The sequence below is a fragment of the Streptomyces sp. NPDC107517 genome (genome assembly GCF_055582645.1).
On sequence record NZ_JBVJPM010000019.1, the window covers coordinates 119390 to 140790 of the forward strand.

The 21401-nt window shown below is 71.6% G+C and carries 19 protein-coding genes; 6 read left to right on the forward strand and 13 right to left on the reverse strand.

The features are described from left to right. Nucleotides 1-9: 9 nt before the first annotated feature. Both ACZ67T_RS33540 and ACZ67T_RS33545 read right to left on the reverse strand, forming a co-directional pair. A complete protein-coding gene (locus ACZ67T_RS33540; protein ID WP_469989050.1) occupies nucleotides 10-771 on the reverse strand; it encodes a FadR/GntR family transcriptional regulator in 762 nt (253 codons plus the stop codon). Nucleotides 772-831: 60 nt separating this feature from the next. Beyond that, nucleotides 832-2562, reverse strand: a complete 1731-nt coding sequence (locus ACZ67T_RS33545; RefSeq protein WP_469989052.1) for an acetyl/propionyl/methylcrotonyl-CoA carboxylase subunit alpha — start codon at nucleotides 2560-2562, stop codon at nucleotides 832-834. A 142-nt stretch (nucleotides 2563-2704) separates the two neighbouring features. Between ACZ67T_RS33545 and ACZ67T_RS33550 the strand changes: the two genes are divergently transcribed. Together ACZ67T_RS33550 and ACZ67T_RS33555 are read left to right on the forward strand one after the other, a co-directional pair. Then, entirely contained in the window at nucleotides 2705-4153 is a 1449-nt protein-coding gene (locus tag ACZ67T_RS33550; protein WP_469989053.1) for an acyl-CoA carboxylase subunit beta, read from the forward strand. A 45-nt stretch (nucleotides 4154-4198) separates the two neighbouring features. Continuing rightward, on the forward strand, nucleotides 4199-5443 hold the full coding sequence (locus ACZ67T_RS33555) for a CaiB/BaiF CoA transferase family protein (protein WP_469989055.1): 1245 nt from the start codon (nucleotides 4199-4201) through the stop codon (nucleotides 5441-5443). 22 nt (nucleotides 5444-5465) lie between these two features. Here ACZ67T_RS33555 and ACZ67T_RS33560 read toward each other — a convergent pair whose 3' ends face one another. Next, complete coding sequence (locus ACZ67T_RS33560) at nucleotides 5466-6551, reverse strand: SMP-30/gluconolactonase/LRE family protein (RefSeq protein ID WP_469989057.1); 1086 nt, start codon at nucleotides 6549-6551, stop codon at nucleotides 5466-5468. Nucleotides 6552-6606: 55 nt separating this feature from the next. Next, the gene (locus ACZ67T_RS33565) at nucleotides 6607-7581 is read right to left on the reverse strand and encodes an alpha/beta hydrolase (protein ID WP_469989059.1); all 975 of its coding nucleotides are present in this window, start codon (nucleotides 7579-7581) and stop codon (nucleotides 6607-6609) included. Nucleotides 7582-7649: 68 nt separating this feature from the next. Between ACZ67T_RS33565 and ACZ67T_RS33570 the strand changes: the two genes are divergently transcribed. Then, nucleotides 7650-8711, forward strand: a complete 1062-nt coding sequence (locus ACZ67T_RS33570) for an alcohol dehydrogenase catalytic domain-containing protein (RefSeq protein WP_469989061.1) — start codon at nucleotides 7650-7652, stop codon at nucleotides 8709-8711. 50 nt (nucleotides 8712-8761) lie between these two features. Here ACZ67T_RS33570 and ACZ67T_RS33575 read toward each other — a convergent pair whose 3' ends face one another. From ACZ67T_RS33575 to ACZ67T_RS33600, 6 genes are all read right to left on the reverse strand, one after another. Further along, entirely contained in the window at nucleotides 8762-10291 is a 1530-nt protein-coding gene (locus tag ACZ67T_RS33575) for a class I adenylate-forming enzyme family protein (RefSeq protein WP_469989062.1), read from the reverse strand. An 88-nt stretch (nucleotides 10292-10379) separates the two neighbouring features. Beyond that, nucleotides 10380-11615, reverse strand: a complete 1236-nt coding sequence (locus ACZ67T_RS33580) for a cytochrome P450 (protein WP_469989064.1) — start codon at nucleotides 11613-11615, stop codon at nucleotides 10380-10382. Nucleotides 11616-11671: 56 nt separating this feature from the next. Then, a complete protein-coding gene (locus tag ACZ67T_RS33585) occupies nucleotides 11672-13147 on the reverse strand; it encodes an aldehyde dehydrogenase (RefSeq protein ID WP_469989066.1) in 1476 nt (491 codons plus the stop codon). Next, a complete protein-coding gene (locus ACZ67T_RS33590; RefSeq protein WP_469989067.1) occupies nucleotides 13144-13986 on the reverse strand; it encodes a nuclear transport factor 2 family protein in 843 nt (280 codons plus the stop codon). The genes ACZ67T_RS33585 and ACZ67T_RS33590 overlap by 4 nt, the downstream gene beginning before the upstream one ends. A gap of 41 nt (nucleotides 13987-14027) precedes the next feature. Beyond that, nucleotides 14028-15236, reverse strand: coding sequence for a thiolase family protein (locus tag ACZ67T_RS33595; RefSeq protein ID WP_469989069.1), 1209 nt, complete (start codon nucleotides 15234-15236; stop codon nucleotides 14028-14030). Next, nucleotides 15233-15652 carry a Zn-ribbon domain-containing OB-fold protein gene (locus ACZ67T_RS33600; RefSeq protein WP_469989070.1) on the reverse strand — a complete coding sequence of 140 codons (420 nt, stop codon included), beginning with the start codon at nucleotides 15650-15652 and terminating at the stop codon, nucleotides 15233-15235. Before ACZ67T_RS33600 ends, ACZ67T_RS33595 begins: the two co-directional genes overlap by 4 nt. Before the next feature lie 158 nt (nucleotides 15653-15810). Between ACZ67T_RS33600 and ACZ67T_RS33605 the strand changes: the two genes are divergently transcribed. Beyond that, the gene (locus ACZ67T_RS33605; RefSeq protein ID WP_469989072.1) at nucleotides 15811-16980 is read left to right on the forward strand and encodes a CaiB/BaiF CoA transferase family protein; all 1170 of its coding nucleotides are present in this window, start codon (nucleotides 15811-15813) and stop codon (nucleotides 16978-16980) included. 3 nt (nucleotides 16981-16983) lie between these two features. Here the strand turns inward: ACZ67T_RS33605 and ACZ67T_RS33610 are convergent, their stop codons facing one another. After that, entirely contained in the window at nucleotides 16984-17748 is a 765-nt protein-coding gene (locus ACZ67T_RS33610) for an SDR family NAD(P)-dependent oxidoreductase (protein WP_469989073.1), read from the reverse strand. Nucleotides 17749-17907: 159 nt separating this feature from the next. On the opposite strand from ACZ67T_RS33610, the gene ACZ67T_RS33615 reads away from it, so the two are divergent. Beyond that, complete coding sequence (locus ACZ67T_RS33615; RefSeq protein WP_469989074.1) at nucleotides 17908-18672, forward strand: crotonase/enoyl-CoA hydratase family protein; 765 nt, start codon at nucleotides 17908-17910, stop codon at nucleotides 18670-18672. A 76-nt stretch (nucleotides 18673-18748) separates the two neighbouring features. On the opposite strand, the gene ACZ67T_RS33620 is transcribed toward ACZ67T_RS33615, so the two are convergent. Then, entirely contained in the window at nucleotides 18749-19519 is a 771-nt protein-coding gene (locus tag ACZ67T_RS33620; RefSeq protein ID WP_469989075.1) for an SDR family NAD(P)-dependent oxidoreductase, read from the reverse strand. 80 nt (nucleotides 19520-19599) lie between these two features. Between ACZ67T_RS33620 and ACZ67T_RS33625 the strand changes: the two genes are divergently transcribed. Then, on the forward strand, nucleotides 19600-20415 hold the full coding sequence (locus ACZ67T_RS33625) for an SDR family NAD(P)-dependent oxidoreductase (RefSeq protein WP_469989076.1): 816 nt from the start codon (nucleotides 19600-19602) through the stop codon (nucleotides 20413-20415). Nucleotides 20416-20483: 68 nt separating this feature from the next. Here the strand turns inward: ACZ67T_RS33625 and ACZ67T_RS33630 are convergent, their stop codons facing one another. Beyond that, complete coding sequence (locus ACZ67T_RS33630) at nucleotides 20484-21359, reverse strand: enoyl-CoA hydratase/isomerase family protein (RefSeq protein ID WP_469989077.1); 876 nt, start codon at nucleotides 21357-21359, stop codon at nucleotides 20484-20486. Between the last annotated feature and the right edge of the window lie 42 nt (nucleotides 21360-21401).

A 21401-nucleotide genomic window follows, 5' to 3' on the forward strand; every position in this document is an offset into this window, starting at 1 on the left:
CGTGCGGCGTCACTCGTCCAGGGCGGCGGCCAGTGCGTTGAGGTGGCGCACCGTGCGGTGCTGGGCGAGGCCGGCGTCCCCGGCGATGATGGCGTCCGCGATCGCCTCGTGGGTGCGGTGCACCTCCTCGACCTGTTGCGAGGCCTGGACGCTGCGGGCCGCCTTCTTGTCGAACATCGCGGTGGCGCCGAGGAACCCGGCCGCACTGAGCTGGGTCAGCACGTTGACGAACAGGTGCAGCGCCGGATTGCCGCTGAGTTCGGCGACGACGGTGTGGAAGTCGTGGATGGTGGCGTCGGACTCGCCGCCCACGAACTGCGCCTCGTGCTCGAGGGCGTCGCGCAGCTTGCGGATGCCGTCCTCGTCGATGTGCTCGCAGGCGCTGCGGACCGCGGCGACTTCGAGCGCGGTGCGCGCCTCGAACAGGGCCTTCGGGGTGACCTTGCGGTAGCGCAGATAGACGGCCGCGGCGTGCGCCATGGCGTCCGGGTCGGGCTCGGCGACGACCAGGCCGCCGCCGGGGCCGCGGCGCATGTACGCGACATTGTGGTGTTCGAGCAGACGGATGGCCTCGCGCAGTGCCGCGCGGCTCACTCCGTACTCCGCGAGGAGGTCGGCCTCCGAGCCGATCACCTCGCCCACCGGCCAGTTCATCTCGATGATCTTCATCTCGATTTTCTCGCAGGTGAGCTCGGCCAGCTTCTTGGTGTGGCTGCGGCTGGTGGCCGCCGTCGTCCCGGAGGGCTCTGCCGTCACCGACTTGCTTGCCATGCGTGTAACTCCACCCTCGCCGGAAAAAAGCTTCCTCAAAACATGCCTGGAGCAGGAAATTTACCCTAGCAGGCCAAGAAAGGTGCCCTCTTTGATCACCGCCAGGGCGGTTCCGGGGGCGACGTGGTCACCGGGGGCGACGAGGAGTTCGGCGACGTGTCCGGCCACCGGGGTGCGGACCGTGGTCTCCATCTTCATCGCCTCGACATGGCACACGGGGTCGTCGGCGTTCACGGCGTCGCCGAGCGCGACGGCCAGGCCGACCACGGTCCCCGCGAGCGGTGCGACGATGCTGCCGGGGGTGTCGGTGCGGGCGCCGCACTCCTCGTCCGCGCGCGGGGGCCAGGTGGTGAGGGCGGGGACGCCCCGGCGGGAACGCCGGCCGGCCGGCGTGTGCGGCTCCTCGGGCTCCCACGGCTGTGCCGGAGCGGCCGGTGGGCGCAGGGCGGACAGGTCGAGTTCTCTGTCGACCCAGTTGGTGCAGTGCTCCGCGCCCGCGAAGTCCGGGTGGCCGAGCAGGAACCGCTGCGCCGGGAGGCCCGTGGCCAGGCCCTCGATGCGTGTCTCGTCGAGCGCACGGGCGAGGCGTGCCCGGGCCCGGTCACGGTCGGGCGCCCACACCGCGGCCTTCGCGAGCAGGCTGTCGTAGTACGGACCGATCGTGTCCCCTGCCGCGTATCCGGTGTCGCAGCGCACCCCGGGCCCCGACGGCAGGTCGAAGCGGGTGAGCCGGCCGGTGGCGGGAGTGAACCGCCCGCCCGTGGGGTCCTCGGCGTTGATCCGGACCTCGATGGCGTGCCCGGTGACGGCGATGTCCCCTTGTCCGAAGGTGAGGGGCTCGCCCGCGGACACCCGCAGCTGCCACTCGACCAGGTCGAGGCCGGTGACCAGCTCCGTCACCGGATGCTCGACCTGCAGGCGGGTGTTCATCTCCAGGAAGTGGAACGCCCCGTCCTGGTAGAGGAATTCGACGGTTCCCGCTCCCACGTACCCGCAGCCCAGGGCGAGGCGCACACTCGCCTCGCCCATCGCGCGGCGCACGTCGCCGGGCAGGCCGGGGGCGGGGCACTCCTCGATCAGCTTCTGGTGGCGCCGCTGCACGGTGCAGTCGCGTTCGCCGAGCCAGACCGCGTGACCATGGGTGTCGGCGAGGATCTGCATCTCGATGTGGCGCGGCCGGTCGAGGAACCGCTCGGCGTACAGCTCGGGGCGCCCGCAGGATGCGAGCGCCTCCCGTCGAGCCGCGGCCACGGCGTCGGGGACCTCGGTAGCCGAGCGGATCGTCCGGATCCCGCGACCGCCGCCACCGAAGGCGGCCTTGACGGCGACCGGCCAGCCGTGCTCGGCGCCGAAGGCGGTCAACTCGGTTTCGTCCCGCAGAGGTTGGTCCCCACCGGGCAGAACGGGAACTCCGGCCGAGCGTGCTGCCCGCCGGGCGCTGATCTTGTCACCCATGGTGGCGATCGCGTCGGGCGGCGGTCCGATGAAGGTGGCTCCGCGGTCGAGGACGGCCCGGGCGAACGCCGGGTCCTCGGAGAGGAAGCCGTAGCCGGGGTGGACGCCGTCCGCGCCGGAGCGGTCGAGGGCGGCGAGGAGCGCCGCCGCGTCGAGATAGGTCTCGGCCGCGGTCGTACCGTCCAGCGCGCAGGTCTCGTCGGCGTACTGCACGGCGAGCGAGTCGCGGTCCGGCACGGAGTGCACGGCGACGGTCCGCACGCCCAACTCCCGGCAGGTGCGGATGATGCGGAGCGCGATCTCGCCCCGGTTGGCGATCAGTACCTTCTCCAGCATGCTGACGCTCCCGTGAGGTCGGTTGAGCCTGAGCGGGCCCGACCGAGCCGGATCGATCGGGCCCGCTCAGGCTTGATCCGGCTCGAATCCGATGCCAAAAATCAGGATACTTAATTATGGCGAGGCGGCTATACTTCTGCGCATGGCCGACTTGGATGAGCTCCGTCGCAGGCCCACCGATGCCGCCCGCCCGGAGGCCGTCGCCCGGCAGCGGGCCCGAGGGGCGCGGACCGCGCGCGAGCGCATCGACGCGCTCGCCGACCCCGGATCGTTCCGTGAGTACGGGGTCCTGGCGCGGGCCGCGGAGGCCGGGAGCGACACCCCGGCCGACGGACTCGTCACCGGCATCGTCCGGGTGCGCGGGCTGCCCGTCGTCGTCGCGTCGTACGACTACACGGTTCTGGCGGGCAGCCAGAGCGAGGTCAACAACACCAAGCTCGCCCGCGTCCTGCACCTCGCCGAGGAGCGCTCGCTGCCCGTGGTGCTCTTCTCCGAGGGTGCGGGGCATCGCGTGCAGGAGGCGTCGCTGCGTTCCCGCGGTGGCGGCGAGGCCGTCTTCCCGACCCTCGCCCGGCTCTCCGGGAAGGTACCCACGGTGTGCGCCGTGCCGGGGCGGGCGTTCGCGGGGAACGCGGTGCTCGCCGGACTCTGCGACTGCGTGGTGGCCACGCGGAACGCGGCGGCCGGCATGGCGGGGCCACCGCTCGTCGAGGCCGCGCTCGGCGAGCGCTTCACCCCGGAGCAGATCGGCGCCGCCGACGTGCACGCCACCTCCGGCGCCGTCGAGGTCCTCGCCCGCGACGAGGCCGAGATGACCGCTCTGATCTCGGCCTACCTGTCCTACTTCGAAGGGCGCCTCGAACCGGCCGCCCCGCTCGCCGACGCCCGCGGCCTGCGCGACGTCGTACCGGCCGATCCGCGTCGGCCCTATGACGTACGACAGGTCATCGCGCACCTCGCCGACCTCGGCGAACTCCTCGAACTGCGCGCCGGGTTCGCCCCCAACCTCGTCACCGCGCTCACCCGGGTCGACGGCTGGCCGGTCGGCTGCGTGGCGAGTCAGCCGACGGCCCTCGCCGGGGCGATCGACGCCGACGCGGCGGACAAGGCGGCGCGCTTCGTGCGGCTGTGCGACGCGTTCGGCCTGCCGGTCGTGTTCCTCGTGGACTCGCCCGGCTTCGCCGTCGGACCGGCCGCCGAGCGCACGGCTCTGATGCGGCACAGCACTCACCTGATCCACACCCTGACCCACGCCAAAGTGCCCTTTTCCAGCGTCACGTTGCGCAAGTCCTACGGCCTCGCCCACGTGGCCATGGGCGGGCGACCGCTCGGCGCCTCGATGGTCCTCGCCTGGCCGACCGCGGAGTTCGGGGCGATGGGGCCCGAGGGCGCGGCCAACGTCCTGGGCCGCGCGAACGGGACGGACCCCGCCACGGCGCTGCGGCGCCAGGGCGCGCCCCTGCGCATGGCCGAGCTCTTCGCCGTCGACGACATGATCGACCCGGCGGACACCCGCGGCGCGCTCACCGACTGGCTGGCCGCCGTGATGCCGGGCACCCGGCCGAGTCACGGCCCCGTACCGCCCTGGTGATCGAGTTCCCCGACACCTGAACCCTCTTGGAGACAAGGACAGTTGATGGGTCTGCTCAGTGGCTACCGCGTCGTCGAGGTGTCGATGCTGCTCAACGGCGCCTCGACGAGCATGATGCTCGCCGACCTCGGCGCCGACGTGGTCAAGATCGAGAGCCCGCGCCTCGGCGACTATCTGCGCATCGACGAGACCCGCTATCTGCACGAGCAGGCCAACCGCAACAAACGCAGCGTCGCCGTGGACCTCACCACCGAGGGCGGCCGGGAGATCCTGGGGCGGCTCCTCGCCGGCGCGGACGTCCTCGTCACCAACGCGACCGGGAACCGCCCGGCACACCTCGGTCTCTCGTACGAGCAGGTGTGCGTCCACCGTCCCGACATCGTCTACTGCCAGAACACCGGCTTCGGCGCGAGCGGTCCGTACGCCGATCTGCCCGTGCACGGACAGATGATGGACGCCCTCGCCGGAGCACGCCCGGTCGAGCTCGACGAGGAAGGACTGACCCGGCCCGCGGGCGGCGCGATCACCTGGCCGAGCCTGCGCATCGGCGGCGAGGGCACCGCCACCGGCGCGGTCTACGCCGCCTTCCACATCGCCGCCGCCCTGGCCCGGCGTGAGCGGACGGGGCGCGGGTGCCTCCTTGACGTGTCCGCTGCGACCGCCGTGCTCGCCGACGCCTGGACGGCGGTCGCCGCCCACCTCAACCAGCCCGAAGCCGCCGCCGCCGTCGCGGACCCGGCGCAGCGCCGCGGCGTCGCCCGGTACCAGTGGTACGAGACCGCCGACGGGAAGTTCGTCCTCTTCTGCCCGGAGGAACGGAAGTTCTGGACCGCCTTCTGCGCCCTCGCGGACCGCCCCGACCTCGTCGATCAGGTGCACGGCGAGCCGCTGCGCCGCGACGTGCAGGCGATCATGCGCACCAGGACACAGGCCGAGTGGATGCGTGTCGCGGTCGAGCACCGGCTGCCGATCGGTCCGGCGCACGACGGCATCGAGGACGTGGTGGCCGATCCGCAGATCGCAGCGCGCCGCGTTCTGGTCGAAGGGCCGGCCGATCTGGGTGACGGGCGCACGATCACCCACGTCGGTCAGCCCGTCCTGGTCGACGGAGCGTCCACGCCTGTGCCCAGGCCCGCGCCTGCGCACGGCGCGGACACCGATGACGTGCTGCGCGAGCTCGGCTACGGCCAGGACGAGATCCGCGCGTTCGCCGACGGGAACATCACGGTGGCCGAGGACGTGGACGACGACTTCATCGCGCTGAACGTGCATGCACGGGTGGAGAGTTGAACCTCCACCCGTGGCGGCGTGTTCAGAGGCCGGGCACCGCCACGACCGACACAGTGCAGTCTCCGGGCGGCGTGCCGACCATGATGTCGGCGACCATCAGCGCCGGTTCGCCGTCCAGGCAGGTCGGGTAGACGACGTTCAGATCGGACGGCATCCGGGTCGGCAGCCCCTCGGCCGTAACGAGACCGTGCGCGCCGTCGGCGGTGAAGGCGTGGATCTCGTTCTTCATCGGAGCCGTCACGAACACCGTGCCGCGCCGGCTCACGCACACCCCGTCCATCTCCCCGATGTCGCGCCAGCGCGGCGGCGGCTGCACCCCCGACTCGAAGGCGCTCAGCGGCAGTTCGTACACGCCGCCGCCCACCGGATCGAGGGGCGAGCAGCTGACAGCCCAGCAGGTGCCGTCGACGGGGGAGACCGCGCAGCCGTTGACGTATCCGGGCATCACGACCCGGGTCACCGCGTCGGCGGCGCCCGGCTCCTGACGGACCAGCGCCCCGAGCGAGGCGACCGGAATGCGGTAGACGGCGGGCGACACCGGCGGCGGGGCGGCGGGGTCGGTCGACGGGTTGGTGTGCGGGCAGTCGGCGACGTAGAAGTTTCCGGCGGAGTCGATGGCGAGCCCGTTCGGCATCTGGAGCGGCTCGAACCGGTCGCCGATCGCGGAGCCCTCCCACAGCGGGATCCGGCCGCGGATCGTCCCCGTCATGGGATCGAACCCGATGATCTGCGGCTGCGACGGGGCGGGACCGGATCCGTCGGGGCGCGCGACCGGTTTGCCGTCGGCGACGGTGAAGGCGGTGCCGCTCGGGAACACCTCGGTGTCCGTGCGCAGGATGTCGCAGCCGAGGGTGGTGGTCAGCCCGTCGATCAGCCTGCGCTCCTCGACCGACACCTTGCCCTCCGGGCTGATCCGGGCGCGGGTGACGAACGCCTCGCCCTGGAGGTAGACCAGGCCCTGGCTCTCCCGGAACCACGGAAAGCCCACGTCGAGGCGGCAGTTGCCGAAGACGAACGTCTCGCCGTCGTCGAGCAGTTCCGCGCTCTCCGGATTGGTGCAGCCCTCGACGATGCCCAGAATGGTTCCCTTGAACCGGTCGTCCGGCATGGACGTGCCTCCCGCGATCAGTAGTCAGGTGGTGAGGTGGTTCGGTGTCCTGAAATCAGGCGCCGGCGTGCGTCGGGTGCAGGGCGCGCCGGAGCGCGCCGGTGATCTCGGCGTCGCAGCGCCGCGATACGTCAGCGCCGGGGACAAGCACCTCGAAGCCGTGCGGCACGCCCGGATAGACGTGGAGTTGGGTCTCGACGCCCGCGGCCAGCAGACGCGTCGCATACGCGACGCTCTCGTCGCGGAACAGATCCGCGCCGCCGACCACGACGCACGCCGCCGGGAGCCCGGTCAGGTCCTGCGCGCGGGCGGGCGCCGCATACCCCGGCACGTCCGAGCCCGCGGCCCCGAGCGGGCCGAGGTAGGCGCGCCAGCCGAGCGCGTTCGCCGACCTGCCCCACACCGCGGCACCCTCCCTGCGACTCGACGGGGTGCTCTGCCGGTCGTCCAGCATCGGGTAGATGAGCAACTGCAGGCCGAGGCGCGGGCCGCCGCGGTCGCGGGCGAAGAGCGCGAGCGCGGCCGCGAGGCCGGCCCCCGCGCTGGAGCCGGCGACCAGGATGCGCTCGGCGTCGATGCCGAGCCGGTCCGCGTGCTCGACCGCCCACTCCAGACCTGCGTAGCAGTCCAGAAGCGGTGCGGGATACGGGTGTTCGGGGGCGAGACGGTAGTCGACCGACACCACGACACAGTCCAGTGTCTGCGCCCAGCAGTTGAGCCGCGCGTCGACCGTCAGCCCTGACCCGGAGATGTAGCCACCGCCGTGGATCCAGTACACGCAGGGGCGCGCGGCCGCGGGAGCCGGCGGGCTGTACACCCGTGCCCGGACGTGGTCGTCGACTTGCTCCTCGTGCGACACGGTCGTCGTCTCGGGGAGGGCCGCGGTGTCGTCCTGCGTCCGTGCCGCCCGTCGCTGGGCGACGGTCTCCAGGGTCCACTCGTCGAAGTCGAAAGTGCCCGAGGGGAGCTGGGCCATGAAGGCGGCAATCTCAGGGTCGTGAATGTCCGCGCGATCCTCCGTCGTGGTCATGAATTGAGGATACTCTAATCACTGTAGGGTCGCCAGAGTCGTGATCCGATGAGCCGAGGAGGATGAGGGTGAAGATCTACGCCTTCGAGGAACCGGGGGGACCCGCACGGGAGTTGACCGTGCGGACCCCGGAGCCGTCCGGGCCCGAGGTGCTCGTACGGCTGACCCACAGCGGCGTCTGCCATTCCGATGTCCGCCTCAGGGACGGGGCGGCGGGAGCAGCGTTCACGTACCCACTCGTCGCGGGACACGAGATGGCGGGCGAGGTGGTCGCCGTCGGCCCCGACGTCACCACGGCAGCAGTCGGGGACGCCCGCACGGTCTATCCGTGGATCGGCTGCGGCAGGTGCGCGCGCTGCGCCGCGGGCAGCGACCACCGCTGCGCCGAGCGGCGCTTCCTCGGGATACACGGGTACGGCGGTTACGCCGAGGCCGTCCTGGTGCCGCACGAGCGCTACCTCCACGACATCGAGGGGCTCGATCGGGGCTGGGCCGCGACGCTCGCCTGCTCCGGGCTCACCGCCTACTCGGCGGTCGCCAAGGCCGTGCCTTCCGGTCCCGACGGCGCCGACGGTCCGGACAACGCCGACGATCCGGTCGTGGTCATCGGCGCGGGCGGAGTGGGCCTGACGGCCGTCGCCGTGCTGCACGCGCGGGGCCTGCGAAGGATCGTCGCCGTCGACGTGAACGACGGGCGCCTGGCCCTCGCCCGCGGCCTCGGCGCCTCGGGCACCGTCAACAGCGCAGCTGGTCACGACGAAGCACGGGCCGCGCTGCTGGCCGCGACGGAGGGCGGGGCGGCTGCCGTGATCGACCTGGTCAACTCCGGGACCACGGCCCGGCTCGGCTTCGACGTCCTGCGTGAGGACGGGAAGCTCGTGCACGTCGGCCTCTTCGGCGGTGAGATGGTTCTGCCGACGGTGATGATGCCGTCCAAGCGCCTCACCCTGCAGGGCAGTTTCATCGGATCGCCCCAGGAGATGGGGGAGATCGTGGCGCTCGCGCGCTCCGGCCGCCTGCCGCAGACCCCGCTCGTCACCCGTCCGCTCACGGCCGACGGCGTCAACGAGGCACTGCGGGGACTGGAGGAGGGGACGGTGCCGGGGCGCGTGGTACTGACGGCGACCTGAGTGACGTACGGGGGCGACCTCTTGACCGGCTCAAGGGGTCGCCGCCCGCCTCAGCCGCTGCGTTCCGACAGCCGGATCGCCCGCTCCGGGTCGTGCGCCGCCCGCAGCCGCTTCTTGTCGACCTTGGCGCCGTCGACCGGCAGTGCGTCGACGAACTCGTACCACCGGGGGCGCTTGTACGGGGCGAGATGCTTCAGGCACCACCGGTCCAGGGCTTCGGCATCAGGTTCGCTCCCGGCGAGGACGAGCACCGCCTTGACGCCCTCGCCCCACCGCTGGTCGGGCACGCCGATCACCGCACAGTCGCGGACCGCGGGGTGGCGCCGCAGGGCCTGCTCGACCTCGACGCTGTAGACGTTCTCACCACCTGACTTGACCATGTCCTTGAGCCGGTCGAGCAGGTAGAGATAGCCGTCCGCGTCGGCGCGCATCACGTCGCCGGTGTGCAGCCAGCCGCCGCGCAGGGTCTGCGAGGTCGCCTCCGGCATGCCCCAGTACCGCGACATGACGCTAGCGCCGCGCACGACGAGCTCGCCGGCCTCGCCGGCGGCGACCGGCCGGTCCTGCGCGTCGACGACCGCGGTGCGGAACCCGATGAGCGGCCGCCCCACCGTGCCGGGGTGGGCCAGCTCGTCGGCGCGGCTCGTGGTGGTGGTGAAGTTGCCGGCCTCGGTCGAGCCGTAGATCCCGACGAAGGCGGCATGGGGGAGCAGCGCCCCCAGCTCACGGTGCTCCTCGGGCGTGTGCTTGCCCGCCTGCCCGGTGACCAGCCGCAGCGAACGGCCGTGGGTGGCGCGCAGCGGATGCCGCGCCGCGGCCAGCAGGTTGCCGCCCACGAACGATCCGAGGGTGACGCCGTGCCGCGCGATGAGCTCCCAGGACTCCGCCAGGGTGCGGCTCGCGCCGAAGACCACGCGCCCGCCCACGGACAGCACCGACATCGCCGTGCCGAGCCCCGCCACATGGAAGAACGGGCCCGCCCCGACATGTACGTCCCGCTCGCTCAGGCCGAGGCCCGTCACCAGGTTCGTCGCCGAGGCGACCCAGGCGCGCTGGGAGAGCACGCACCCCTTGGACCGGCCCGTCGTCCCCGAGGTGTACAGCTGGATGTACGGGCTGCCCGGGTCAGGGCGCGGAGCGTTCACAGGAGCCGGTTCGAGGGCGGCGAACCGGCGCCGGTGACCGTCGTCGAGCATCACCGTCGCCAGGCCGAACGCGCCCGCCTCCCCGGCCAGTTGGTGGTACTGGGGGTCGACGACCACCAGGCGGCTGCCGGAGTCCGCCAGCTGGAACCGGACCGACGCCGCGTCGAGCCGCGTATTGAGCAGCACCACCACGACACCGCCGAGCGAGGCCCCGTACAACAGGCCCAGATAGTCGGGCCCGTTGGGCGCGAGCACCGCCACCCGGTCGCCTTCTCGCACGCCGGCGTCGTACAGCAGCCGCTGCCAGCGGCGCGCGTCCTCGGCGAGCTGCCCGTACGAGACGGTCGTATCCCCGGTCACCAGGGCCGGTCGACGCGCGTGGTTCGGCGGTGTCCCCGAGACGACCAGGTCCGCGACGAGCAGACCGGCGGTCACGCCGGGACCCCCGAGGGGCTCCCGGGCCTGCTGTGCCTTCCCGGGGGGCGCCCCCCGGGCCTCCGGCCGACGACGAGCAGGTAGGTGCTCATACCGCACCCCCCACCTGGTTCCCCGGCGTAAAGCGTGCGGGCAGATGGTGCCAGCCGTTGACGGTACCGATGTTGGTGTAGTGCTCGGCGCCCTCGGCGAGGGTGTAATCCGGGATACGGCGCAGCACTTCGCGTACGACGATCCCGAACTCGGCGCGCGCCACCGGGGCGCCGATACAGCGGTGCTGGCCGATCCCGAACGCGGCGTGCCGGTTCGGCGAGCGGTCCGGGACGACCTCCTCGGGGCGGGCGAACTCCGCCGGATCGTGGTTGGCGGCCGACCAGTTGAGGAAGATCCTCTCCCCCCGGCGCAGCGGGCAGCCGCCGAGGTCGGTGTCCTCGGTGACGGTACGCGCGAAACCCTGCACCGGGCTGTAGTAGCGCAGCATCTCCTCGCAGAAGGAGCCCAGATACGCGTCGTCCTCGGCGAGCCGGTCCCGGTGCTCGGGGTGTTCGCCGAGGTAGGAGAAGGCGTTGGCGAGCAGCGCCGTGGTGGTGTCGACACCGCCGCCGAGCGTGGTCGCGATGATCGACGCGACCTCCTCGTCGGTCAGCGCGCGTCCGTCGATGTCGGCCTGCGTGAGCATCGTCAGCAGGTCGTCGCGCGGACGGGACCGGCGGTCGGCGATCGCGTCGAACACCGACCGGTCGATGGCGTGGATCGCCGCGATGGCCTCGTCGTGCCCCGCAGTCCCGGGGACGTGGGAGACGAGCCCGTGGAAGGCCTTGGCGTGCTGCGGCCAGTCCTCGGGCGGAAGGCCGACGAGCAGGAGGGTCGTCATCGCGGGCACCGGGGTCGCCAGGTCGTCGACGAAGTCGATCTCCCCGGACGCGATCACCTGGTCCACGCACCAGGTGGTGAACCGCTCGACGTCCGGCAGCAGCCGGGCCACGGCCGCAGGCGAGAAGGCGGGGTTCATCACCTTGCGGTAGGCCCGCAGCTCGGGCGGGTCCACCTCGACCGGCAGCAGATGCATCGAGGGCAAGGAGGGGATGACGACCCCGGTGTAGTCGAGGCCACCGTGCCGGCCCTTCTTCGAGGAGTACGTCGACGGGTCCCGGCCCGCCGCGAAGGTCTCGGCGTACGTCGAGGTGACCCAGAAGCCACCGTGGGCCTCGGTCCACGCGACGGGACACTTCTCACGCATCGAGCGGTTGACCGCCAGGGGCTCGGCGGCGTACTGCGGGGAGAGATGGTCGAACGCGAACAGGGGTGGGTCCGTCGCCGTCATCAGTCGACTCCAGTGGTTTCGGCGGTTCGGTTGGGCTGCGGGCGGGGCCTGTACGGTCAGTCGGCCGCGAACGGACTGAACCCGTCGGGCAGGGCGACGGCCTTGGTCTCCAGGTACTCCTCGAGGCCCTCAGGGCCGCCCTCGCGTCCGAGTCCGGACTGCTTGTAGCCGCCGAAGGGCACGGAGGGGTCGTTGTCGTAGCAGTTGATGCCGTACGTTCCCGTGCGCACCCGGCGTGCGACCGCGAAGCCGCGCGCGGGGTCAGCGGTGTAGACGGAGCCCGCGAGGCCGAAGTCGGTGTCGTTGGCGATCTCGACGGCCTGGTCGATGTCGTCGTAGGCGAGGAACGAGGTGACCGGGCCGAAGATCTCCTCGCGGGCGATGCGCATGCCGTTGTCCACGGCGGTGAAGACCGTCGGCTCCACGTACCAGCCCTTGGGCAGATGCGCGGGCCGTCCGCCGCCCATGACCAGGTGGGCGCCCTCGGCCTTGCCCACCTCGATATATCCCTCGACCCGGTCGCGCTGCCGCTTCGCGATCAGAGGTCCGTAATACGTGTCGCCGTCGAACGGGTCGCCGACTTTGAGCGCCCGTACTCCCTCGCAGAACGCCTCCACGAATTCGTCGTGGCGCGAACGCGGCACCAGTACACGGGACTTGAGCAGGCACATCTGGCCTGTGAGCATCGTCGCCATCGGCAGCAGCTGCGGTATGGCGGTCGCCGGGTCGGCGTCGTCGAGGATGATCGCGGCTGACTTGCCGCCCAGTTCCAGGCTGACGCGCTTGATCCGCCGGGCGCACTCGGCCATGATCGCCTGCCCGGCGGCGCTGCTGCCGGTGAAGGAGACCTTGTCGACACCGGGGTGGGCCACCAGTTGCCGCCCCGTGTCGCGGTCACCGGCGAGGATGCTCACGACGCCCTCGGGCAGTCCCGCCTGCTCGCAGACCTCGGCGAGGACGGTGAAGACGAGCGGTGTCTCCGGCGGCGGCTTGAGCACGAACGTGCAGCCCGCGGCGAGCGCGGGACCGAGCTTGATCAGGGCCAGTGCGAGGGGGCCGTTCCACGGGACGATGCCCGCGACGACGCCGACGGGCTCCTTGAGCAGGGCGGCACGGACCCGTTTGCCCTCGCGCAGCTCGTCGAACGCGAACTGCTCGGCGAGATCGGCGTAGTACCGCAGCCGTGGGATCGCGCCGCTGACCTGCGCGGGACCGCTCAGCTGGATCGGTGTGCCGTTCTCCGTGGTCACGATGCGGGCCAGTTCGTCCGCGCGGGCTTCCAGGCCGTCCGCGACGCGGCGGATCACGGCCGCGCGCTCCGCGGGTGCCATCCGTGGCCAGGGACCGTGGTCGAAGGCCTCGCGCGCGGCGCGGACGGCGCGGTCCACGTCCGCGGCGGACGGCAACGGCACGCGGCCCACGACCTCTTCGGTCGACGGCGAGACGACCTCGAAGGTGGCGTCCGACTCGGGCTTGACCCACTGGCCGCCGATGAACAGCGCGTCCTGGTTGATCACGTCCTGTGTGGTCATGCTCCCTGCTCCTTCTGCGTGGGCTCTTTCGGTACGGGGTCCTTCCGTGCGCGGTCGCCGAGCGTCCAGAGGAGCCGGCAGGAGTGCGCGGCGAACCGCCAGCCCTCCGGTGTGCGTACGGCGTCGAAGGTGAAGGTCCCGCCGTGTGTGTACGGGGCGCCGTCCTTCGGGACGTGGTGCGAGACGAAGTTCGTCGACGCGGTCGCGGTGTCGTGCCGTACGCGTACGGAGACGTTCGTGACGAAGTGCTGGAGGGCGGCGAAGTCCACGAGCCTTGGGGCGAGTTCGGCGATCAACGCGTCGCACGACTCGTATGTCCCGACCGTCTCCATCGTCGTGCGGGCGTCGGGCGTGAAGCAGGTCCGGAAGAGGTCCCAGTCCTGGGTGTCGAGAGCTCGCGCGTAGTCGGTGATCAGGTCCGCGACCGCCTGGCGGCCCTCACGGGGAGGGCCGGCGAGGCTCGTCCGCTTCTGTTCAGTCTGTTTCGTCCTTACGGGAATGCCCCACACGAAGTCCCGTTCCGCGGTCGCGGCGTTGAGCCCGTCCAGGTCATGTCCCGCGAGGGAGCGGGCGCGATGGGCGTCGAAGTCTGCGCGCGAGCGGAAGAGTTCGAAGCAGAAGAACAGATCCGGGTCGTCGACCGATCGGATCAGCGAGTAGAGCTCTGTCCCGTCCTCGTCCGCGACCTGTGCGAACACCGGGTCGTACCCCTTGATGAGCTCGTCGCCGCGGCCGGGGTGCGCGCGGGCGCGCACGAAACAGGCGAACTTCTCGGAACTCTCGGCACTCTCGGCACTCTCAGAACTCTCGGTGTTCTCGGGGGCGGTGTCGGTCGTCATGCTGCTCCTTCGAATTGTTCGGAGAGACGCAACAGGGCTGCTCAGGCGGCCCGTTCGAGAATGTGCACTCCGCACGCCTGGCCCAGGCCGATCACGTGCGCGAGGCCGACCCGGGCGCCCCCGATCTGCCGGTCGCCGCCCTCGTCGCGCAGATGCCGGCAGATCTCCCAGACGTTCGCGATGCCGGTCGCGCCGATCGGATGGCCCTTGGACTGGAGGCCGCCGGAGACGTTCACCGGGAGCCGACCGTCCCGCCAGGTGGCGCCGCTCTCGAAGAAGTCGACGGCGCCGCCGGGCGCGCACAGCATCAGGTTGTCGTAGTGGATCAACTCGGCGGTGGCGAAGCAGTCGTGGAGCTCGACCAGGTCGAGGTCCTCGGGCCCGATGCCGGCCGCCTCGTACGCGGTCGCCGCGGCCTGCCGGGTCAGCGTGCTGACGTCGGGCAGGACCTGGCAGGCCTCCTGCCACGGGTCGCTGGTGAGCACCGAGGCGGACACCTTGACCGCACGTCTGCGCTGCTCGGGGTCGAGGCGGCGCAGCGCGGCGTCCGAGACGAGGACGGCGGCCGCGGCGCCGTCGCAGTTGGCGGAGCACATGGGACGTGTGTTGGGGTACGCCACCATCACGTCGTTCATGATCTGGTCGAGGCTCATCCGCTTCGTGTAGGCGGCCAGCGGGTTGAGCGTGGAGTGTGCGTGGTTCTTCTCGCTGATCCGCGCGAACAGCTCCAACGGCGTTCCGGAGTAGGGGTTTTCGTGCAGATACTCAAGGCCGATCTGGGCGAAGACGCCCGGCATCGTCTCGGTCCCCACCCAGCCGTCCATCGGTGCGACGCTGCCGTACCGGCCCTGCGGCGTCCACGGCGCGCCGTCTGCCCGCTCGCTGCCGGTGACCCCCAACAGACCTGCCCCGGAAAGCTGTTCCACGCCGACGGCGAGGGCGAGGTCCGCTTCGCCCGCCCTGATCGCCATGACCGCGGTGCGGAGCGCGGTCGCCCCTGTGGCGCACGCGTTGTGGACGTTGTATACGGGGATGCCGGTCTGCCCGATCTGCTTCTGCAGCCGCTGGCCGATACCGGCCGGGCCGCCGGTGACATTGCCCGCGGCGAGCACCTGGATGTCCTTGATGCTCACCCCGCCGTCGGCGAGCGCGCCGAGCGAGGCCTCGGCCGCGAGGTCCACCAGGTCCTTGTCCCGGTGCTTGCCGAATCTGGTCATGTGGATCCCGAGGATCCAGACGGTGTCCGTCACGAGCTCTGCCTCTCCTGGGGATCGCCGGGCTCGAAACCGAAGCCGATCGCGGTGACCCCGTCGCGGTCGGTGCCGAGGCTGAAGGTGGCGAGCCGCACGGGCATACCGGTGTGCAGGAGCGCCGGATCGGGCTTCACGTTCACGAGGTTCGCCCGCACGCCGGTGCCGTCGAGGTCGACGACCGCGGCCGCGTACGGCACCGGGACGCCTGGTGCGGCGACCGAGACGACGGTGAACGTGCGCACGTACCCCTCGGTGGGCAGGGGAGCGGCCGCGAAGCCGGCGGTCGAGCCGCAGGACGCGCAGGCGTTGCGCCGGTCGAAGAAGCGGGCGGAGCAGTCGCGGCACTCCTTCGCCACCAGGTGGGGGTGCGGGCCGAGCAACAGATAGTCGACCAAGGGGACTTCGGACGGCATGCGTCTCTCCCGAGCGTCTCTCCCGAATAAAGTATCCTCTACTCTGGAATCTAGACCCTGTCGCGGCGGAGCGACAGTCACGGGCGCGACGGAATTCGACCGGGATCCCGACCGGGATCCGATCGGGGTCGGACCGGGATCGGACCGAGGAGGAACCCATGACGGCTGCAGTGAGCGGTCCCCTGGCGGGACTGCGTGTGCTGGAGTTGGCGGGTCTCGGCCCGGCCCCGTACGCCGCCCTGCTGCTCGCGGACCTGGGCGCCGACGTCGTCCGGGTCGACCGGCCGGGGCAGGTCGAGGACCCGCCCTGGCCGGTGCTGGGCCGGGGGCGCAGGTCCGCGCTGCTCGACCTCAAGAGCGCCGAGGGGGTACACACCTTCCTCGGCCTCGCCGACCGGGCCGACGTACTCCTCGAGCCCTACCGGCCCGGCGTCGCCGAACGCCTCGGCATAGGCCCCGACGTGTGCCTGCGGCGCAACCCGCGCCTGGTCTACGGGCGGATGACCGGCTGGGGGCAGACGGGACCGTGGAGCGGGATGGCCGGACATGACATCGACTACATCGCCGTCACCGGGGCCCTGCACGCGATCGGCAGGGCGGGCGGACCGCCGCAGGTACCGCTCAATCTGCTCGGCGACTTCGCGGGCGGCAGCATGTTCCTGCTGGCCGGCGTGCAGGCCGCGCTGTGGGAGCGGGAGCGCTCCGGGCGCGGCCAGGTGGTCGATGCGGCGATCGTGGACGGCACCGCCTCGCTGACCGCCTTCGTGCACGGGGTGCGCGCGGCAGGCATGTGGCGCGACGAGCGCGGCGTCAATCCGCTGGACACCGGGGCCCCGTACTACGACGTCTACGAGACGGCGGACGGCGAATGGATGGCCGTGGGGGCCGTCGAACCGCGCTTCTTCGCCGAACTCGTCCGCGTCCTCGGCCTCGACTCCGGCTCCGGCTCCGACGCTGTGCCGCCGCAGCACGACACCGCCCGCTGGCCCGAGCTGCGCACCGCGCTCGCCGCGGCCTTCGCCAGTCGTACGCGCGCCGCGTGGACGGAGCTCTTCGCGGGCACGGACGCCTGCGTGGCGCCCGTCCTGTCCTTCGCGGAGGCTGCCGCACACCCCCAACTCGCGGCGCGCGGCGTGCTGATGATGGAGGAGGCGGACGAGGCGGGCGAGGCGGGCGAGGCGGACGTTGCGACGTATCACCCGGCGCCGGCCCCCCGCTTCTCCCGTACCCCGGGCCGAAGGGGCGGGCCGGCTCCGGCGGCGGGGGAGCACACGAAGGAGGTCCTGGCGGAGTGGGGCGTCGAGGGCCGGGCCCAGGAGGGGCGGTAGTGCTCAGCGCGGTCCCATGCGGATCGCCCCGTCGAGCCGGACTGTTTCCCCGTTGAGCATCGGATTGCGTACGAGTGCGTCCACGAGGTCCGCGTACTCGCCCGGGTCGCCGAGGCGCGCCGGGTGCGGGACCTGCGCGCCCAGCGACGCCCGCGCCTCCTCGGGGAGCTTCATCAGCATCGGCGTGAGGAAGATCCCGGGCGCGATCGTGTTCACCCGGATCAGCTTGTCCGCCAGGTCGCGCGCGACGGTCAGAGTCATGGCGTGCACACCTCCCTTGCTCGCGGCGTACGCGACCTGCCCGATCTGCCCCTCGAACGCGGCGACCGACGCGGTCATCACGATGACACCCCGCTCGCCGTCGACGGGCTCGTTGCGCCTCATCCGGTCGGCGGTCAGGCGTACGACGTTGAAGGTGCCGACCAGGTTCACCTCGACCACGCGCCGGAACTCGGCGAGCGGGAGCACGCCGTCGCGGCCGATGAGGCGTCCGGGGTTGCCGATCCCCGCGCAGTTGACGAGGAGGCGCACCGGTCCCCTCGCCTCGGCGGCGTCGAGCGCGGCGCCGACCTCGTCCTCGTCCGTGACGTCGGCCGGGGCGAAGACCGCCGACGGGCCGAGTTCCGCGACGAGTTCGGCACCCCGGGAGTCCTTGAGATCGAGGACGGTCACCTGGGCGCCGTCCCGGACGAGTCGGCGTACCGTTGCCTCGCCGAGCCCGGAACCGCCTCCGGTGACCACGGCCACGTCACCTTGTGTGAGTTTCATCGGGGTGGATGTCCTTCCTTGTGGCTTCCTTGGCGAGCGAAGTAAAAAGTACACTCATTTTGAGGGTGTGGGCAGAGCTCGCCATCACCACATCGAACCCACAGCCGAACCCACACCGAACCCCGCACCGAATCCCTCATCGAACCCAGGAGTGGACGCATGGTCGACAGCGTGCTTGTGGAACGGCACGACCGAGTGCTCGTCGTGGCCATCAATCGGCCCGAGGCGCGCAACGCGGTCAACCGCGAGGTGACCGAGGCGATCGCGGCAGCCGTCGACGAACTCGACGCCCGCGACGACCTCTCCCTAGGTGTCGTCACCGGAACCGGCGGCACGTTCTGTTCCGGCATGGACCTCAAGGCGTTCCTGGCCGGCGAGGACGTGTCGCTGCCGGGTCGCGGGCTCGCGGGCATCACCCGGCGTCCGCCGCGCAAGCCGTTGATCGCCGCCGTGGAGGGGTGGGCGCTGGCCGGAGGCTGCGAGATCGCGCTCGCCTGCGACCTCGTCGTTGCCGCCGAGGACGCGCGGTTCGGGATACCCGAGGTCAAGCGTGGGCTGGTCGCCGCGGCCGGCGGCCTGCTGCGGCTGCCGCGGCGCGTGCCCCACGCCGTCGCGATGCACATGGCGCTGACCGGCGACCCGATGACGGCCGCCGACGCCCATCGCTTCGGTCTGGTCAACGAGTTGACGCCGTCCGGCGGAGCGCTCGCCGGTGCGCTGGCCCTGGCCGAACGCATCACTGCCAACGGCCCTCTCGCGGTCCGGGTCACCAAGGAGATCCTCGACGGCGCGACCGATCGCACCGTCGAGGAAGGCTTCGTCGGCCAGGAGTCGCTGCTCGAACGGATCCTGGCTTCGCAGGACGCCCAGGAGGGCGCCCGCGCGTTCGCGGAGAAGCGGCCGCCGAAGTGGACCGGCCGCTGACGGGAGTCCGACGACAGGACTTGGCTCTGACGAGGGGGCCTGGCTCTGGCGAGGGGACCCGGTTCGGGGGCAGGCCCTAGCGGGGGCCGAAGCGGTGCGCGCCGTCCAGGCGGATCACCTCGCCGTTCAGATAGTCGTTGTCGACGATCGACCACACCAGGCGGGCGTACTCCTCGGGGCGGCCCATGCGCCGCGGGTTGGGGATCGTGTTGCCCCAGCGCTCCTGGGCGTCCTCCTCGCTCATCCGGAACGCGGGGGTGAAGAACGTACCCGGCGCGATCGTCATCACCCGGATCCCCAGCGGTGCGAGATCGCGGGCCGCGACCAGACCGAGGCCCACGACGCCGCCCTTGGCCGCGGCGTAGTCGGACTGGCCGGCCTGCCCCTCGAACGCGGCGATGCTGGCCGTGTTGACGACCACGCCCCGCTGGCCCGACTCGAGCGGTTCGGCCTGCGCCATCCGCGCCGCGGCCAGGCGCAGGGTGTTGAAGGTGCCGGCCAGATAGATGTCGAGGGTGCGACGGAAGACGTCCAGTCCGTACGGCTCGCCCGAGCGGTCGAGGATGCGGCTGCCCGCCACCGGCCCGCCGTGCGCCGTGACGGCGATCCGTAGGGGCCCCAACTCGGTTGCCGCGTCCACCGCTCGACGAACCGATTCCTCGTCGGTCACGTCGGTGTGCACGTACCGGGCGAGGGGGCCGAGCTCGTCGGCGAGGCGCTTTCCGGCGTCCTCGGCGAGGTCGGCGATCACGACGTTGACGCCGTGGGCCGTCAGCTGCCGTGCCGTGGCCGCGCCGAGCCCGCCGGCTCCGCCGGTGACGAGCGCACAGGCTCCGTGGACGTCCATGTGGGGTTCCTCTCTGCCGCGTAAATAAGGATACTGAAATAGACGGTCATGGGTGAGGGCTGACGGTGAAGGAGCGCTATATGCCTCTCGGCTGGAGCGAGCGGAACCCCGCGCGGGTTCTGATCACGGGGTGTACGTCGGGCATCGGCCGGGCGCTGTGCACGGAGCTGACGCGGCGTGGACACCACGTCGTCGCCACGGCGCGCGAGCCGGACACGCTGGCCGAACTGCCGGTCGCCGAACGGCTCGTGCTCGACGTGACGGACGGCGAATCCGTCAAGGCCGCAGCCGAGGCCGCGGGCCCCGGCCCCGTCGACGTACTGATCAACAACGCCGGAGTCACCGCCTGGGCCCCACTCGAGGCCATGCCGCTCGACACCGCGCAGCGCGTCTTCGACACCAACGTGTGGAGCATGCTGCGTACGACCCAGGCGTTCCTGCCCGCGATGCGGGCCGCGCGCCGCGGCCGGGTGATCAACATCAGCTCCGCCGCGCAGCGCGGCTATCCGCTGCTCGGTGTGTACGCCGCGAGCAAGACGGCTCTGGAGGCGCTGAGCGAGACACTCCGCCTCGAACTCGCCGGATCCGGTGTGGACGTCGTCGTCGCCGAACCGGCCGCCGTGGTCTCGTCGTTCGGCGCGAACCGGCTGCCGGTGGAGGTCGCCGAGGACCCGTACCGCGACCTCACCGACCGCGCCTTCCGGTTTCTGCAGAGCATGCGCTCCACCGTGCTCACCTCCGAGCAGGCGGCGGCCGCCATCGCCGACCTGGTGCACCGCGACGATCCGCCGCTGCGTGTCCCGATCGGCGCGGACGGCGCGCGGATCGTCGCCGAGCGGCAGACCGTCGGCGACGCGGCGCACGAGCGATCGGTGCTCGACGGCCTCGGCCACTGACGAGGCGACCGGCGAGGCGACCGGCGAGGCGACCGGCGAGGCGACTGACGAGGTGACCGGCGGGGCGCTCACCCGTAGAAGCGCTCGGCCGTGTCGAACGTCTCGGCCAGGCTCTCGTCCGAGGACCTCTTCTGCACGAAGTTGAACTCGTCCTTTTCGAACTGGAGATTCGTCCCGTACGCGTGCAGGAGGTAACTGCTCACCTCGGACAGGGCCATGCCCATGCTCTGCTCGACCAGCCGGTACGCCTCCTTGGCGATGACGATCCCGTCCGCCGGCATCCGTGCGACCTGGGCGGCGAGCTGCTCGGTCGTCTCGTGCACTTGGTCCGCGGGGACGTACCGCGTGAAGATCCCCAGTGGCGCCAGCTCGGCGGCGGGCGCGATCCGGCCGGTCAGGAGCAGGTCCTTGGCGAGGACGGGCCCGAGGCGGTGGAAGAAGAGGTGGAGATCGCCGAGGACGGGGCCCAGATAGCGGGTGGCCGGCATGCCCAGCTTCGCGTCGTCGCCGACCACGCACAGGTCCGCGCCCATCAGGAACTCCAGGCCTCCGCCGAGCGCGTAGCCGCGGGTCTCGGCGATGACGACCTTCGGGTGGTACGTGACGCGGCTGTAGACGTGCGAGGTCCTGCGGTCGACCACGAGGCGGCGACGCTGACTGGGGCGCCGCTTGCGGCCGCCCGGTTCGCTACTGTCGCCGGGTGTGCTGTACCAGTCGTACACCTCGTTCATGTCGACGCCCGCGGTGAAGTTCGCGCCCGCCCCGCGCAGGATGACGACCTTGATGTCGTCGTCCTCGGCCACGTCGTCCAGGCAGGCGACTATGCGGTCGTACATGGGCAGGGTCATCGCGTTGAGCTTGTCCGGACGGTTGAGCGTCAGGCGGGCGATGTGCGTGGCCGGGTCCTTCTCGTAGAGCACATCGTCGAGCACGTCCTCGTCCATGGTGGGTCCTCACTCGTACGTCGTGGTGGTGGGGTTCGAAGA

Coding starts and splice junctions, on each gene's coding strand:
- ACZ67T_RS33540 (WP_469989050.1), bottom strand. CDS start 771: ATGGCAAGCAAGTCGGTGACGGCAGAGCCCTCCGGGACGACGGCGGCC.
- ACZ67T_RS33545 (WP_469989052.1), bottom strand. CDS start 2,562: ATGCTGGAGAAGGTACTGATCGCCAACCGGGGCGAGATCGCGCTCCGC.
- ACZ67T_RS33550 (WP_469989053.1), top strand. CDS start 2,705: ATGGCCGACTTGGATGAGCTCCGTCGCAGGCCCACCGATGCCGCCCGC.
- ACZ67T_RS33555 (WP_469989055.1), top strand. CDS start 4,199: ATGGGTCTGCTCAGTGGCTACCGCGTCGTCGAGGTGTCGATGCTGCTC.
- ACZ67T_RS33560 (WP_469989057.1), bottom strand. CDS start 6,551: ATGCCGGACGACCGGTTCAAGGGAACCATTCTGGGCATCGTCGAGGGC.
- ACZ67T_RS33565 (WP_469989059.1), bottom strand. CDS start 7,581: ATGACCACGACGGAGGATCGCGCGGACATTCACGACCCTGAGATTGCC.
- ACZ67T_RS33580 (WP_469989064.1), bottom strand. CDS start 11,615: ATGACGGCGACGGACCCACCCCTGTTCGCGTTCGACCATCTCTCCCCG.
- ACZ67T_RS33585 (WP_469989066.1), bottom strand. CDS start 13,147: ATGACCACACAGGACGTGATCAACCAGGACGCGCTGTTCATCGGCGGC.
- ACZ67T_RS33590 (WP_469989067.1), bottom strand. CDS start 13,986: ATGACGACCGACACCGCCCCCGAGAACACCGAGAGTTCTGAGAGTGCC.
- ACZ67T_RS33600 (WP_469989070.1), bottom strand. CDS start 15,652: ATGCCGTCCGAAGTCCCCTTGGTCGACTATCTGTTGCTCGGCCCGCAC.
- ACZ67T_RS33605 (WP_469989072.1), top strand. CDS start 15,811: ATGACGGCTGCAGTGAGCGGTCCCCTGGCGGGACTGCGTGTGCTGGAG.
- ACZ67T_RS33610 (WP_469989073.1), bottom strand. CDS start 17,748: ATGAAACTCACACAAGGTGACGTGGCCGTGGTCACCGGAGGCGGTTCC.
- ACZ67T_RS33615 (WP_469989074.1), top strand. CDS start 17,908: ATGGTCGACAGCGTGCTTGTGGAACGGCACGACCGAGTGCTCGTCGTG.
- ACZ67T_RS33620 (WP_469989075.1), bottom strand. CDS start 19,519: ATGGACGTCCACGGAGCCTGTGCGCTCGTCACCGGCGGAGCCGGCGGG.
- ACZ67T_RS33625 (WP_469989076.1), top strand. CDS start 19,600: ATGCCTCTCGGCTGGAGCGAGCGGAACCCCGCGCGGGTTCTGATCACG.
- ACZ67T_RS33630 (WP_469989077.1), bottom strand. CDS start 21,359: ATGGACGAGGACGTGCTCGACGATGTGCTCTACGAGAAGGACCCGGCC.